The sequence below is a fragment of the Psychroflexus planctonicus genome (assembly GCF_014640195.1).
Lineage (GTDB): Bacteria > Bacteroidota > Bacteroidia > Flavobacteriales > Flavobacteriaceae > Psychroflexus > Psychroflexus planctonicus.
Genome location: NZ_BMGM01000003.1, coordinates 22,889 through 37,322 on the forward strand (window position 1 = coordinate 22,889; position 14,434 = coordinate 37,322).

The following is a 14,434-nucleotide window of genomic DNA, read 5'->3' on the forward strand; positions in this document are numbered from 1 at the left end:
TTGCTAGGCATTATAAAGAATAAAGCTTTTCGTTAATACGTTTAAATGCCTCGTAAATCTTCAATTTATCGATATGTTCAACGATGACTTCGCTTAAGTTTGAAATATCATCAGCATCTAATATTAAGCTGTGCTCATATAAATTATACCATTTATCAGAAGTATTTTTTAATCCATGATCAAGCTGAAAACCATCTGGTAATTCCATAATTATCTCATCAAAATGTTCCTTTACTTTTTTTAATATAGAGCCACTAGCTTCAATGTAAAGTTTTATCTCCTGGTCATTAGTGAACAAACGGCTAAAAGCAACTTTTATGCTTAATTTTGAAAATCTATTAGAATTATATCTTCTATAATGGTTTTCTTTCTCAGAGTTTTTTCTTGTTTGTTCCAACTTGAGGTCGTCAAAGGCCAAAACAACTTTCTCTACTTCATCCTTGATGTTTTTTCTGTATTTATTATCAAGCTTAACAATATCACTGATTTCTTTTTGATTCTTTAAGTAAAACGCTAAATCTTGTTCATTCATTTTCTTTTCGCTTAAATTGATGATGTTTTGGTAAAAGTCTTTTAAAAAGGTGATGTATTTCTCAGATGCATCGAGCACATATTCGCCTAAGTTTAGAAAAACCTTATTAAGCAGCTCTTTATGTGTCAAGCTAACAAAATTTTCTTCTTCAGGATAGAACTCTTTTAAGCCTAAGACTAGTCCATAAACTGCATCTTTGTTGGCAATTTTATTTTCAACATAACCTGAATACTCTCGCAGACCATTATTCAGGTGATGATAAATTTTATTTTCAATGATAATAGCAGAGTCATCATTTATTAGGAGAATGTCTATTCTGCCTTTTTGGGTTGAGTATTCTGTATGAATTTCGAAATCTGTAAAGTCTTCAATCCAGTCGTTACCACGTTTTTTATTTAGGCAATTCACTAAGCTATTGATGAATAAATCGCCTAAGCCATGTTCTTCTGTTGGATCTAAATAAAACGCATAAATGTTACTAATTACATTTTCGTAATGCGGTTGCCTTGCAATTTCTAAAAAGGTTTTAGGCTTTGTTTTAAACTCTGGAATTTGAGCTGTGTCTAAAAAGTCTTGCAATTCATCTAATTTCATAAAACCAAGGATATTATAATTTTTGATAATAAGATTTGATTCTCTTTGCCATGAGTTTTCGCCTCTCAGCTAGGAAGTTTTCGTAATCTTCAAATGTTGAATGCGACAGACTTCTTGGTATGTCATTCTGTTTGAAATTTTTATCTAGCTCTTCTAATGAGGTTATACTTGTAAGATTGACTTTATTTTCTCCAATTTCTTCCTTAACCCTTTCCATATATTTTTCAGGCGGTTGTTTTCCAACTTTTATATTGATAGACTGCTCAGTGAAAACAAAATTTGCAACTTGATTATATTGTTTAGGTTTGAAATTATTTGAGCTTAAATATTTTTTGGGGAATATGTGATGCACATCACCTCGTTGTTCCAGCAAATTCTTAATTGTATGAGATTTAGACAAGAATGCATTCGAGTTACTGTTACATTGTGCAGCTAAATAAACATTATAAGCATTGTTGTTGGTGCTTGAAGTTTCTAAATCATTCACTAAACCAAACTCCCAAAAACCTTCACCTAAATGAGTTTCCTCCATTTGCTCTAGATACTTTCTAACTCCTTTCTCCTGAACTTGCTTTATATCCTCATCAATCATAGATTCTGATGATCCAGAATAGCGACCTATTAGCAAGGACATGATCAGCCATTTTTTTACATAACCCTGGGCTTCCGTTTCCTGTAAACCATCTTTTCTTAATTTTAGATATAAGGCATAGGAAAAATTGAGACTATTCTTTGATGAAATTAATTTATTACTGATTAGGCCAGTAGACTTTACAACCATCAAAAAGCGTTGATAATTAGTTTTGTTTGAAAAATCCAAAACACCTTCTGCTAATAACTTGTAACTGCGTTCGACGATTTCATCTTCATAAGTTCGAGTTTCAAAATTTCTTCCTGAAAGCAAAGCAACTAAGTCACTAAACTTACCACGATTGAACTTGTAGGTAAATGCTACTCGCAGAAAATCTATATAATCTGGAACGTAAAGATCATCAGAAGCATTTGCCATCCAGCTTATATGTTTATAATAATCGTGAGAAACAAATACCTTATCGTTATCCAAGATGTGCTTATTGAAATCTTTATCAACAATTAAGCGACAAAAATAGTCCACCAATTTACGCATCTTGTTTCCTCCATGTAGTTCATCTGAAGCTATCTTAGACATCACAAAATCTGCATTGCTGAGCTTTGCACCTTTCTGATTGATTCTGATAAAAATCTCGGTTACTACATCAATGTTTAATGAATGGTCTAGCTCAATGATACCGACTTGTTTGTTTTTAATTTTTTTAAGCTCCTCAATTTTTCTTTCAATCTTGATTTCCTCCACATCTGGATTTAGTTCCATATATGATCGCCTAGCTTCACTTATGGTAATTTCATCATTGATGATCGGATTTATGTTATTGATCCACTTTGAGTTATTTTGAATAGCTTTATTTAAAACATCAAATTTCTCTTCCAAAGGATTAAAAGCTATACGTATATTTTTCTCCTTGTAGTTTTTATCCAACACACGTTGACCTACTATGGCAGCTGTTAATGCTGTTATACGTTGCTGGCCATCGATTAAGATTTTTTTGCCTGTTGAAACTTCACCGTTTTTGAGTTTTACATTTGGGTTTTGCCAGGTGATGATATAGCCTACTGGGTAGCCATGATATAAAGAATCTATTAAATCCCTTACTTTTGATGCTTTCCAAACAAAAGGCCTTTGTATTTCTGGTATGGCTATCTCACCAGATTTTATCCAGCTTAATAAAGTTTCTACAGGTTGTTGGTGTACGGAGTATTTTGGCATACGTAATTTATTTTCTTTCTACTTTTTATTAATTTCAAATAATTACACTTTTAATTTATCAAAAGCTTCTTTTATTTTTGAGGGTATTTTATCAACGTGATTAATGTGATTTAGAAGCAATTCTGAAGAGTCTATTCCTTTTGATGGCAGCCTAACCAAGGTATCATATTCTAAACCAAGATTTTGGCATTTTTCTCGAATTTTTCTTTTCAAAATAGAATAAAACTTTTGATTATTATTACATTTTACATTTGGAATTTCAGTTTTCCACTCTTCAACTTCTTTATAAGAAAATTCAAAATCACCATGGTAAAAATCGTTGAGAATATTTGACCAGACTTCATTCTCAATTGAATCTTCTATATCTTGAATACCAACAAAAAACATGTTGTCTTTTATTGCTTCAGCTCCAATTTCAAATTTCATGTCATTATCAAAAAGATATACTAATTGTTCTTCTGTTTTTTTAAAACCAGCCATAACCTTATCTAAAAGAGTTTTATTTATGAGCCATTTATCTTTCCCCTGAACATTTATTAGTTGGATATTATCTTTAATTATGGTCCTTCCAGTATACAATTCGTATAATTTTGGAATCAAGTACTGTTCGGTATCACCTTCTACTATCAAAAATTTATCATGAAATAGAAAGTCGCTATTCTTTACATTAAGTGAAGAATAAATTGCCTCAACGTCTGAGCAACCGTTTAATACAGAATAACCATCTTCTTCTTGTATAACACTATTAATTTTATCAAGATTAGATTTATCAATAAATATTGTGGAATGGGTACTGATTAAAGTCTGCACATTTCCTGTTGAAACTTTATTAAGAATATCAAAAAACTCCCTTTGAGCTCTCGGGTATAAATGGGTTTCTGGTTCATCAAATGCCCAAATAAATTTGTTGATACTATCCTCACCTGTATTTGCTTTTGCTTTGATTAATGAAAACCAAATCTGTCTCTTTAGCCCTTCACCTTGATTTTCTAAATGGATAGGACCGTCACTATTTGTTTTAGTAAGCATAACATCAGAAATCTTTTCTTTTACATTAAAGTAAACCTTGGAATTAATTCCTTCAACATCCTTTGCCACTTCCCTTATTGTCTCACTTAGTTCTCCAAATTTTCTATTAATTGCTTTTTCCGCTAACTTGGCTTTATCTTCAGCTAATATTTTAATTGGTTTTAAATGATCATCAATTTCATCTTTCATAATAGCTTCTGCCGTGGCAATAATTTCGTCTAAACTTGTGTTCCAATCAAACAAACTGTAGTCAGGGAATATATCCTTATCATTTTTGGCAAATTTGTATTCTGCCCAACGCGGTCCTGAATCTATTTTAGAATAAATTGCTCTTATTTTTTCAAAATTTGAAAACCTACCTTTTCCATTTTCATTTTCAATGTCATCAGCAGTTATCTTTAATTCTTTTATTTTTTTATCAATAGATCTTACAGCAAGATTCCACAATTCTAAAGAATCATTTGATTCATTCATCAAAACATAAGTCTTATCTAAAGAACCATTCAATTTTCTCACAAGCCAAAATATTCCTTCCTCATTTGAATCTAAAGACCATTTTAAAGGCGTTGATAAATTCATGTCAACATATTCAGATCCTTCTTCTTCTTCTTGATATTTAAACTTACCAACAATAAAAGTTGAAGTAGCATCATCTGGAAATTCTGGCAAATCTTTCTCAACGAGCAAATGATTTAATTTATCAGTTTCATCAGGTGTATTGGATAAATCATTCTTATAGCTGCCTTCTCCTAAAGAATTGTATTTAGATTTAGAATTAAGCAGTAAGTCTAATGCTTGTAAAATAGTTGATTTACCACTATCATTTAAACCAATGTAAATATTAGGATTACCTTCAGATAACTTTAGGCTAACTGTTTTACAACTTCGATAATTGAAAATTATTACTTCATCTAAATACATTCTTACTGTTTTTTAAATTTGTAATTGTCTCTAATGTTTTTTGAAAAATAAATGCCATGTGAGGAAGCACTCCTAAGAGAATCATATTCATCTTTTGGCACATCAAAATATTGATAAACTGATCCGTCCTTAAATTCTGCTTCTAAAATTTCTGAATTGGAATCATAACCTACAGATACTATATTTGATGACCTTACTGGTTGTCTTTCCATAATTAATTTTTAAATTTTTTATTTCCGTTTTATCTTCTTAAGCCTTACTCATCTTTGAAAGAATTATGTCTTTCATATCAGAAAATTTATTGTTTGTAAGTTTATTGGACATTATTTTATTTAAAATATTCTCAAAATGAAAATTAAATTTTGCAAAATTATCTTTTGGATAACAAACATACGAGTTGTCAAGATGTTCTCTTTTAATATGACCCATTGAAGTTTTATTACCTTCTGCTATTCTTATAAATTCTTCGATGTAATATTGTGTACTCAAATAGTAATACCATTTTGGAAATTTTTTAGATGATAACTTAAATAGATGTTGATTAAGCCCTGCTAAACCTCCTGTCCAAATATCTATTGTTAAAGTCCCAGACCAAGAAAAAATAATATCCCCATCATAAATCTTATACTTTTCAGGTATATTCATTGAAGCTCTATCACTTTTGTCGTCAGAGAACCCCAAATTTAACTCTCTAATTTTAAGCACAGGTACGTATTTAGAATTGTCTGTAGATGGGTATTTTTGCATAGCTGTACCATTTAGATAAGTAGCTATTGCTGACAAACCTTGAACCTCCCACCCCTCAGGAATCTCCTTATCCAATTCTTCGTTATACACTAGTTTACCACCAGAAGATTTATAGGGCATCTCGACTCCGCTCGATGTGACATAAGGATACTCAAAGTCCACAAACCAATGTTTATAAATCGCCTGGGCGGTTTCTTCGAGCTTTTGGTTGAGTTGTTCGTTGATGCGGATGCGGTTGTCCACGGCATTGTATTCGGCTACAATTTGGTGTTGTTTTTCTATGGGTGGGATGGGAAGTTCTGTTTCACACATCTCGTCCCAATCAAAGGTTTCTCTGGCAGAGCCGTGCGATTTATACCTCGCATAGCGATCAAACTCAGGTCGCCTAAACCACATCATTAAGTATTCAGGGTCTAATTCTTCCGTATTTATAATTTCAAAAACAGTATAGGCTTGTGATACGATTGCTTGTTTATATTCCTGAAGTAAAGCTACTGAGATTTTTTCTCCATTTCTGGAAGTTACAGGGCCATAAGCAAATTGTTTTTTATTGATGATTTTATAGCTCTTCATATTGGTGCCAACTGTATTAGCTATAGATGGCATCAATACTTTTCTAATGCTTACCCCTAAAAGTCGTTCTACTTTTAAGTCAGTATTTCGCTCATTAACCTGTTGGATATAAGGACCTAGTTGTTTATAGTTATTTCTCATCGCCCTAATTTTTTGATGCTTACATCATTTTCAAGTAACACTTGCATTTGATGTATAGCAATTTGGTTGAGTTTGATTAAGCGTTCGCTTTGTGCTAAACCGGCATTCATTTTAAAGTGGTCAAATTCGACCACTTTAAAATTGGGATTATATAATTGTTCCCAAGTACCAATAAACTCAATAGTGGTTCTGTTTCTAATCCAGTTTTTTATGACATCGGCAGCTCTGGAATCATTTTCTTTTGTTTTTGCAATATCAGTTAGCGAAATGAAATCACTTTCTTGAGAGTGCAGTACTGAAATAGTGATACCCTTTACTTCAATGGTGTCGTTTTTCTTTTTAGTCATAACTCGTAGCCTAAATTTTTAAACACCATTTCTAATTCTTTTTTAGATTCCGCTTCTTGTTCGAGTAAATCAGCAATTTCAGTTTGCAATACCTTCATTTTATCATCAAAATCAATATTTTCATCCCTATTGATAAACTCAATATACTTGGAGGGCACTAAGGAGTAGTCTTTTTTTTCTATTTCTGCTTTGCTTGCGGCGTAACAAAATTCGGGAACGTCTTTATAGGTGTTATTTTGTTCCTGCCAATCATGAAAAGTAGAAACAATGTTTTCAATTTGTTCTCCAGAAAATTGAGTGAATTTCTTTTCAAATGGAATACCTATTTGGCGTAAATCCATAAAAAGGGTTTCACTTTCTCTATTTCTAAATGCTTTCGTTTTATCTGGTAATTCTAGTTTACGCTCCTTTTTGTTTTTGTTTAAAATCCAAAGGGTTACACTAATATCCGTCGTATAAAACATATTCCGTGGCAAAATCACAATGGCTTCCACTAGGTCATTTTCGATGAGTTTTTTACGGATTTTATATTCTTCGCCACCACCTGACAAAGCGCCGTTAGCCAAGATAAATCCAGCCACACCATCTTCAGAGAGTTTGGCTACAATATTCAAAATCCAAGCATAATTGGCATTGCTTACAGGCGGTATATCATAGCCTTGCCAACGTGGGTCGTCATTGAGTTCGTCTTTGCCTCGCCAAGCCTTTTGGTTAAACGGCGGATTGGCCATGATAAAGTCGGCTTTTAAATCTTTATGCTGGTCGTTGCCAAAAGTATCGGCGGCTTTATCGCCTAAATTGGCATTGATTCCTCGAATGGCGAGATTCATTTTTGCCAGTTTATAGGTCGTATTGGTGTATTCTTGTCCGTAAATAGACACTTCTTTTTTATTGCCATGATGACTTTCTATAAACTTGATGGATTGCACAAACATACCACCCGAACCGCAGGCAGGATCATAAATAATACCTCGATAAGGTTCTATCATTTCCGCAATCAGGTTTACGATGCTTTTGGGGGTGTAAAACTCTCCTTTCCCTTTGCCTTCTTTTAAGGCAAATTTGGATAGGAAGTATTCATAAACACGTCCAACAATATCTTGGTCGGCATCTTTAAGTGTATCAATATCATTGATGTTGTCGAGTAGTGCGGCTAGCTTAGATTTATCCAAACCTAAACGTGAAAAATAGTTGTCAGGCAAGGCACCACGTAAGGATGGATTGTTTTTTTCAATATCGTGTAGGGCAGTGTCAATTTTTATAGCAATATCGTCTTGCTTCGCATTTTTGATGATGTAGGACCAACGGGATTTTTCATTCAGGAAGAATACATTTTTCATGTTGTAGAATTCCTTCATTTCTACATATTTTTCTTGACCTTCATCAATCAACTCTTGTTTGCGTTTTTCAAATTTGTCGCTGGTGAATTTCAAAAAAATGAGCCCAAGGACAACGTGTTTATATTCAGATGGTTCAATAGAACCCCTTAATTTATCGCAGGACTGCCATAAACTTTCTTCAATAGATTTGGTTTTTTGTTGCTTTTTGGTTTTTGCCATTGGATGTTAGGTTTTAATAATCCTTAAAAATAGCAAAAAGAATGAAATAATAAATAGAACAAGCAATACAACTAAAAACTAAAAGGATAAATACTAAATTTGTACTTCTAAATCAAACCGTAAAGACATTAAAGAATTAGCACCTTATAATGTAAGGATCAAAACATCTTCGCCTATTTTTTTTGGCTTAATTGTAATGTATTTTTAATGAAAACACCTTATAAAACAATCAATCTTGAAGGCCTAAGCGCGTTGTGGAAATAGCAAACAACCCCTAATCCTTCCTATAGATGCAAGGCGATAGATATCGCCGAAGTATCAGGGATATCGAACATTATTGTGGAACGACTGATTGTGATGTAAAGTAGGTGGAAGAACTAGTATCAAATTGAAGGTAAATTAAGAAAATGTAGGACTAAAAGAAATATTTAGATTGAAAGTTTTCGTGTTTTATAGTACGAATTTTTAACATGTAAAAATTTACACAAATTACTGATTTACATAAGCTTAGTGTTTATAGGCATTTCCACGTTGTTGAAAACTATGTTGAAAACCTTTGGTTATTTTTGCAATAACACTTTTAACAATGCTCTATTTTTGTTAATGCATAAGCAATAGTGCATATGCGTAACTTAAATATTTTGTATTATGGTCAATTTAAAACCATTAAGAAGGAGTAATCCACGGGACGTGGAAGCTCCAGACAAGTACTACGCAAAGGCCGTAGGAAGTGGCGTAACCGACTTACGTAGGTTAGCGCATTTAATCTCTAACCAGTCCACCGTTCGGAAGGCTGATTGTTTAGCTGTATTGGAAGCATTGCAGCACAATATTTCTGACGAGCTAGGGCAGGGGAGAATTGTTAAATTAGGTGACTTTGGAACTTTTCAAGTCGGGGTGCGCTCCAATGGAGCAGACACCGAAGAAGAAGTGAGTCAAAACCTGGTTAAAAGTGCACATCTCAACTTTAGACCGGGCAGAGATTTTAAAAGTTTGCTTAAAACTTTGTCGTACAAGTTAGTCGGTTAGTGAATCGTAATTTTGTACTTTATACGTGCTTTTATCTTCTATTAAAAGCACGTATTTTTTTGCAATCTATTCCACAAAATCCTTCCAATTCATCTATATCAATCCATTAATTCATTCTATTAAATACATAAATTTATATGCATAAATCCTTCAACTTATCCTATAAATTAAAAATTTATACGCATAAATTTTGCAGTTCAGCATTTGAACTAAATATGTAGAAAAAAGACATAAAAAAAAGCTCAAAAGTGCGGTTAGTGAATCGTCTTTTTTGAGCTTTATACGTGTTAATTTGATTAGCCTAATGCCTTCTATCTCATTAAACTGCAACAAATATATAAAACAATTGTTGTGTATTTAAATATATGCTTATAAATAATTATAAACAATTTGTGTCTTTTTGTGGATAAATGTTGCTCGATAAAACTGTACTGTAAATCATACACAACAAGTTATACTACAATCTTTTATAAGCAATCGCCTTAATTTCAATCAATAAATGCGGATGCGGTAATTGATGTACGGCTACAGTCGTACGCGTTGGTCCCGTTTCGTAATCAAAATATTGAGCGTAAGTTTCGTTGTAGCCTTTAAAGTCATTCATGTTGACTAAAAACGAAGTGATGTCCACTACATCTGCTAAACTGGCTCCTTCGGTTTTCAATACATCGTTGATGTTTTCTAACACAGCAGCGGTTTGTTTTTTAATGTCCAAATTTGTGGTACCCATTTCGTCCACTTCCACACCTTCAAAGGTATTGTCTGGTCTTCTGGAACTCGTGCCTGATACATAAATAAAATCACCAACACGCTTTACGTGTGGGAATTTACCGCGGGGTTTTGCTTTTCCTTTTACTACTTTTCCTTTCATTGTTAATTTAAATTATTTTTTTGTGCGCATAGTGCCTTTGTGTTTTTATATGTTTCCACCGCAAACCTGTCTCCCGATAGGTAGAGGCGCAAAGTTCGCAGAGTTTATAAATTTTTATTTCACTTTAAAACTCACTTCACCAACATCTTCAAGCTGCGCTTGTATGTTTGTGTTTTTTTGCATCCATTCGGCTGCGGTGGCTGCTCCCGCTAAAATTACATAACCTGCTTTAATTTGCAAACCTGCTTCGGTGGCTAAGCGACTCAATTCTACTACCGATTGATATGGGTTTTCTAAAATGGCTTTGGTATTGCCTTGCTGAACTACTTTTTCATCAAATTTCAATTGAATGGGCAGATCTTTAATCGAAGCTTTTGCATCTTGCCATTCGCCAATGCAATAGCCAATGGAAGAACAATTATCGGCCACAACATCTTCTAATGAAAATTTGAAGTTTTCGTAACGGGAGTCAATCACTTCAATAGCTGCTGCCATTTTGCTGATGTAGTTGGGGATTTCTTCTAAAGAAATTTCTTTATCAATGGGCTTGTCTACTAAAAAAGCTACTTCGGGCTCAGCTCGTGGGTGAATGTAATTGTTTAATGAAATTTCACCATCGTCTTCAATCTGCATGGCATCGGTTAAAACGCCCCAAATTAAATCGTGAACGCCCATTTGTTCCATTTTGGCTTTGCTGGTAAAACCCAATTTAAAACCGGTAATTTTTTCTCCACGTTCAATTCTTCGTTGAATGGACGTTAATTGAATTTTATAGGCTTCATCTAAGCTATAGCCTTCTTGTTCTGCCATTTGTGCAATAGGTTTGGCTTCGCGAGCGGCTTGGTCTAAACGTTGAGCTATGTGTATGTGATTCATTTTTTCAATTTAAAGTAATTCTTGTTCTTCTAAAATAACTTTGGTCTCTTCCTGAACTTGTTGAAGTTGTGTTGCTAAAGTTTCATCTTTTTTAAGTTGATTATTTTTTAGCAAACGCAAAATAGCATGGTCTTGTGCTCTTCCTTTTTGAAGCGCTTCATCATACGAAATGCCTTCTTCAAAAGTAACCAAGGAATATTTAGATGAATATTCGTCAGGGAATTCCGTTTCAAAAGCAATTTCCAGTTTTCGTTTTTTTAAGAATAAATCGTTAGCTGTATGCGATTTCATTTCATGGAAATTATCCAAAGCCAAATCGGCTATGGCATCTGCATCTTTTTTGCGGCTTTTGCTAAATTGTTGAAAAGCTTCTGTAAAGTCGAAGTCTTGTGCTTGTAAAATTTGGTCAAATTCTACTACATCTTCAAAGGAAGCATTCATGCCTTGACCATAAAAAGGCACGATGGCATGGGCTGCATCGCCCATAATTAAGGCATTGCGATATGTCCAAGGAGAACAACGTACCGTTCCTAATGGAGCAGTAGGATTTTCAAAATATTCGGTGGCTAAATCTGGCATCAAAGCCAAGGCATCTGGATATTCTTTTTGAAAATATTCTTTTACCATCTCCGGATGGGTCAAATTATTGAAATTATAATCGCCGCCTTCGTAGGCTAAAAACAAGGTTACGGTAAAGGTTTTGTCTAAATTGGGTAAGGCAATCAGCATGTTTTCGCCACGTGGCCAAATGTGTAATGCGCCGGCATCTGCTGCGTATGAATTGTCTTTGGTGGCAGGAAAACTCAATTCTTTATAACCATGGGTGAGAAAGTTTTGCGAAAAGCTAAATAAAAAATCACGCTGTTGCATCATGCTTTTTCTCACTACAGAACCTGCTCCATCGGTACCGAAAATGTAATCAGCCTTCAATGTGATTTCTTCTCCATTTTCGTTGGTGAAAACTGCTTTGGTTTCTTTTAAATCGACTTCCTTACAGGATAAATTGAAATGCAGTTGTACATTTTCAAATTGTTCTATTTCATCCAGTAACAATGCATTTAAACCTCCTCGCGAAATGGAATTGATGTATTCGTGGTCTCTACCGCTGTATTTAGAAAGTTTCGTGTTTCCCTCTCGGTCGTGCAACATTCTACCGTACATGGGAATACATAATTCAGTCACTTTTTCTTCTAAACCCACTAGTTTCATTCCTTTCATTCCACGATCGGAAAAGGCTAAATTGATGGATCTTCCTGCAGAAATATCCGCTTTTCGCAAGTCGGGTCTTTTTTCTACCAAGTCGATGCTGTAACCCTGTTGTGCCATGCGTAAAGCCAATAAACTTCCGCAAAGTCCAGCGCCGATAATGAGAATGTGTTCTTTTTTTTGCATTACAATAGTGATTTTAAGATTTCAACAAAGTTGAAAACATCTTGATATGAATTATAGAGTGGAGCAGGAGCAACGCGAATTACATCGGGTTCGCGCCAATCGGCAATCACTCCTTTTTGGGTTAATGCATCAAATAAAGCTTTGTCTGCATCTTTTACTTGAATAGAAAGTTGGCAACCTCGTTCTGATGGATTTCTAGGCGTAATGATGTGTATTTTATCATTGTTGATTTCGTCGATCAAATATTCCAGATAACCTGTAATTTGTTCAGATTTGGCTCTGATGTTTTCAAATCCAGCATCTTCAAAAACCGCTAATGAAGCTCGAATAGCCGCCATGGACAAAATGGGTGGATTGCTCAATTGCCAACCTTCTGCACCGGGAATCGGGTCAAATTCTTGACGCATATTAAAGCGCGTATCTTTGTTGTGTCCCCACCAACCTACAAAGCGTTTCAGGTTTTTGTTGTGGGCATGGCGTTCATGCACAAAGCAACCGCCTAAACTTCCTGGACCAGAATTGAGATATTTATAGGTACACCAAACGGCAAAATCAGCCCCTACATCATGTAGATTCGGCTGAATGTTTCCTGCGCCATGCGCTAAATCGAACCCTACAACAATGCCATTTTCATGTCCTAATTGGGTTATTTTTTCCATGTCGTAAAACTGACCTGAATAATAATTGGTGTTTCCAATCATCAGCAAAGCAATTTCATCGCCTTGGTCTTGTATGATTTTTTCTAAATCTGCTAAATGGCAGAGATTATCTTCTGCTCGGGGTTTCCATAAAATCAATCCGTCTTTTGGATCGATGTTATGAAACTTTAATTGCGATTCTACTGCATATTTATCAGAAGGAAATGCATCCGCTTCAATAACAATTTTATAGCGTTTTGCAGTAGGCTGAAAAAACGAAACCATCATTAAATGAAGGTTAGTAGTCAAAGTGTTCATTACCACAACTTCTTGTGGTTTGGCACCAACAATTTTTGCCATGGCTTCGCTTAAAAACTCATGGTAAGGCATCCAAGGATGTTTGGCATCGGTATGTCCTTCTACGCCTAGATTTGCCCAATCCGTGAGTTCTTGCTGAATGTATTCTTGGGTTAATTTAGGCTGTAATCCTAATGAATTTCCGCATAAATAAATGTGTTCATCTCCATTTTTTTGAAGTGGAATATGAAATGCTTGTCGGTATTTTTGTAGTGAATCTTTTGCATCTAATTCTTTTGCAAATTCACGGGTATTTTGAAAAGTTGCTATCATTTTTTAATCGCTATATCGGTAAAATAAATTCGGAAGCTGCCGTCTTGGTTTCGTCTATCTGTGCTAATTTTAATTCCTTCGTAAGTTTTGTAATTGTCCCAAACGTTGATGATTCTTGGCTCTTCACTGCCTGAAGGGAAAAAGCTCCATTCTTCAATTTTGAAATCATCGTTGAAATATAATTTGTAAGTGTCTCCAGGCGTGTAACCACCTTCTTCTTTAAAATTAATAACCAATTCGGTGAGTTCTTTTTCATGGAAAGGAGAAATGGTTTTTTCATTGATTTCGTGGTCGTAACCATCCGTCCACATCAGTTGAAAAGGAAACAATAACCAATACGAATCATTGATGAAAGCTTGGTGAATTTGTTGGTCAGGATTGTTATTGATGTTGGTGCCAACTTCTTCACCTTCTACTTTCATGTACACCATATCATCTTTTACTTGCCAACGCCATTCGCGTTTAAATTCTTTTCCTTGGTTGTTTACATTGAAGGTGAATTCGATTTCTTTTACGTCATTCCAATTCTCAAAGCCATTGGCATTGGCTAATTTTTCGATGTAGGTAAGCTCAGCTTCTTCTTGGCTCGTATGGTTTTTCTCTTCTGAAGTATTCGTGTTTTTATTGCAACTGAGCAGTAGAGAGAAAAACAATAAGTAACAAAAGGCTTTCATGCTATTTTTGTTGTAAAGATACCTTAAATTATAAAGCCTTACAAGCTTTAAGGTATTTTGAAATGATGCTGACTGAT

Annotated in this window: 13 protein-coding genes; 1 reads left to right on the forward strand and 12 read right to left on the reverse strand. The window is 34.4% G+C overall.

Annotated features, from left to right (window positions below; all coding sequences use genetic code 11):
- Nucleotides 1-10: 10 nt before the first annotated feature.
- From IEV72_RS03725 to IEV72_RS03755, 7 genes are read right to left on the reverse strand one after another with little or no spacing between them, the layout of a single operon-like run.
- Entirely contained in the window at nucleotides 11-1,126 is a 1,116-nt protein-coding gene (locus IEV72_RS03725) for a PD-(D/E)XK nuclease family protein (protein WP_188457751.1), read from the reverse strand.
- Nucleotides 1,127-1,139: 13 nt separating this feature from the next.
- Nucleotides 1,140-2,930 carry a GmrSD restriction endonuclease domain-containing protein gene (locus IEV72_RS03730; RefSeq protein ID WP_188457752.1) on the reverse strand — a complete coding sequence of 597 codons (1,791 nt, stop codon included), beginning with the start codon at nucleotides 2,928-2,930 and terminating at the stop codon, nucleotides 1,140-1,142.
- 42 nt (nucleotides 2,931-2,972) lie between these two features.
- Complete coding sequence (locus IEV72_RS03735) at nucleotides 2,973-4,880, reverse strand: ATP-dependent nuclease (protein ID WP_188457753.1); 1,908 nt, start codon at nucleotides 4,878-4,880, stop codon at nucleotides 2,973-2,975.
- 2 nt (nucleotides 4,881-4,882) lie between these two features.
- Complete coding sequence (locus IEV72_RS03740; RefSeq protein ID WP_188457754.1) at nucleotides 4,883-5,092, reverse strand: KTSC domain-containing protein; 210 nt, start codon at nucleotides 5,090-5,092, stop codon at nucleotides 4,883-4,885.
- A gap of 37 nt (nucleotides 5,093-5,129) precedes the next feature.
- Nucleotides 5,130-6,341: a restriction endonuclease subunit S gene (locus tag IEV72_RS03745; protein ID WP_188457755.1), complete on the reverse strand. Its 1,212-nt coding sequence runs from the start codon at nucleotides 6,339-6,341 to the stop codon at nucleotides 5,130-5,132.
- Nucleotides 6,338-6,688 (reverse strand): KilA-N domain-containing protein, encoded by a 351-nt coding sequence (locus IEV72_RS03750; protein WP_229731795.1) that lies wholly within the window; start codon nucleotides 6,686-6,688, stop codon nucleotides 6,338-6,340. The genes IEV72_RS03745 and IEV72_RS03750 overlap by 4 nt, the downstream gene beginning before the upstream one ends.
- Nucleotides 6,685-8,247, reverse strand: a complete 1,563-nt coding sequence (locus IEV72_RS03755) for a type I restriction-modification system subunit M (protein ID WP_188457756.1) — start codon at nucleotides 8,245-8,247, stop codon at nucleotides 6,685-6,687. Before IEV72_RS03755 ends, IEV72_RS03750 begins: the two co-directional genes overlap by 4 nt.
- A 648-nt stretch (nucleotides 8,248-8,895) precedes the next feature.
- On the opposite strand from IEV72_RS03755, the gene IEV72_RS03760 reads away from it, so the two are divergent.
- On the forward strand, nucleotides 8,896-9,276 hold the full coding sequence (locus tag IEV72_RS03760; RefSeq protein ID WP_188457757.1) for an HU family DNA-binding protein: 381 nt from the start codon (nucleotides 8,896-8,898) through the stop codon (nucleotides 9,274-9,276).
- A gap of 457 nt (nucleotides 9,277-9,733) precedes the next feature.
- On the opposite strand, the gene IEV72_RS03765 is transcribed toward IEV72_RS03760, so the two are convergent.
- From IEV72_RS03765 to IEV72_RS03785, 5 genes are all read right to left on the reverse strand, one after another.
- Nucleotides 9,734-10,147, reverse strand: coding sequence for a RidA family protein (locus tag IEV72_RS03765; protein ID WP_188457758.1), 414 nt, complete (start codon nucleotides 10,145-10,147; stop codon nucleotides 9,734-9,736).
- Nucleotides 10,148-10,261: 114 nt separating this feature from the next.
- A complete protein-coding gene (locus tag IEV72_RS03770) occupies nucleotides 10,262-11,023 on the reverse strand; it encodes a 2-keto-4-pentenoate hydratase (protein ID WP_188457759.1) in 762 nt (253 codons plus the stop codon).
- A gap of 9 nt (nucleotides 11,024-11,032) precedes the next feature.
- Entirely contained in the window at nucleotides 11,033-12,415 is a 1,383-nt protein-coding gene (locus IEV72_RS03775) for an FAD-dependent oxidoreductase (protein ID WP_188457760.1), read from the reverse strand.
- Nucleotides 12,415-13,683, reverse strand: coding sequence for a kynureninase (kynU, locus tag IEV72_RS03780; protein WP_188457761.1), 1,269 nt, complete (start codon nucleotides 13,681-13,683; stop codon nucleotides 12,415-12,417). The genes IEV72_RS03775 and kynU overlap by 1 nt, the downstream gene beginning before the upstream one ends.
- A complete protein-coding gene (locus IEV72_RS03785; protein WP_188457762.1) occupies nucleotides 13,680-14,357 on the reverse strand; it encodes a hypothetical protein in 678 nt (225 codons plus the stop codon). Before IEV72_RS03785 ends, kynU begins: the two co-directional genes overlap by 4 nt.
- Nucleotides 14,358-14,434 lie beyond the last annotated feature (77 nt).

Bases quoted from the DNA above. Each gene is read 5' to 3' on its own strand.
- IEV72_RS03725 (WP_188457751.1), bottom strand. From the start codon at position 1,126: ATGAAATTAGATGAATTGCAAGACTTTTTAGACACAGCTCAAATTCCA.
- IEV72_RS03730 (WP_188457752.1), bottom strand. From the start codon at position 2,930: ATGCCAAAATACTCCGTACACCAACAACCTGTAGAAACTTTATTAAGC.
- IEV72_RS03735 (WP_188457753.1), bottom strand. From the start codon at position 4,880: ATGTATTTAGATGAAGTAATAATTTTCAATTATCGAAGTTGTAAAACA.
- IEV72_RS03740 (WP_188457754.1), bottom strand. From the start codon at position 5,092: ATGGAAAGACAACCAGTAAGGTCATCAAATATAGTATCTGTAGGTTAT.
- IEV72_RS03745 (WP_188457755.1), bottom strand. From the start codon at position 6,341: ATGAGAAATAACTATAAACAACTAGGTCCTTATATCCAACAGGTTAAT.
- IEV72_RS03750 (WP_229731795.1), bottom strand. From the start codon at position 6,688: ATGACTAAAAAGAAAAACGACACCATTGAAGTAAAGGGTATCACTATT.
- IEV72_RS03755 (WP_188457756.1), bottom strand. From the start codon at position 8,247: ATGGCAAAAACCAAAAAGCAACAAAAAACCAAATCTATTGAAGAAAGT.
- IEV72_RS03760 (WP_188457757.1), top strand. From the start codon at position 8,896: ATGGTCAATTTAAAACCATTAAGAAGGAGTAATCCACGGGACGTGGAA.
- IEV72_RS03765 (WP_188457758.1), bottom strand. From the start codon at position 10,147: ATGAAAGGAAAAGTAGTAAAAGGAAAAGCAAAACCCCGCGGTAAATTC.
- IEV72_RS03770 (WP_188457759.1), bottom strand. From the start codon at position 11,023: ATGAATCACATACACATAGCTCAACGTTTAGACCAAGCCGCTCGCGAA.
- IEV72_RS03775 (WP_188457760.1), bottom strand. From the start codon at position 12,415: ATGCAAAAAAAAGAACACATTCTCATTATCGGCGCTGGACTTTGCGGA.
- kynU (WP_188457761.1), bottom strand. From the start codon at position 13,683: ATGATAGCAACTTTTCAAAATACCCGTGAATTTGCAAAAGAATTAGAT.
- IEV72_RS03785 (WP_188457762.1), bottom strand. From the start codon at position 14,357: ATGAAAGCCTTTTGTTACTTATTGTTTTTCTCTCTACTGCTCAGTTGC.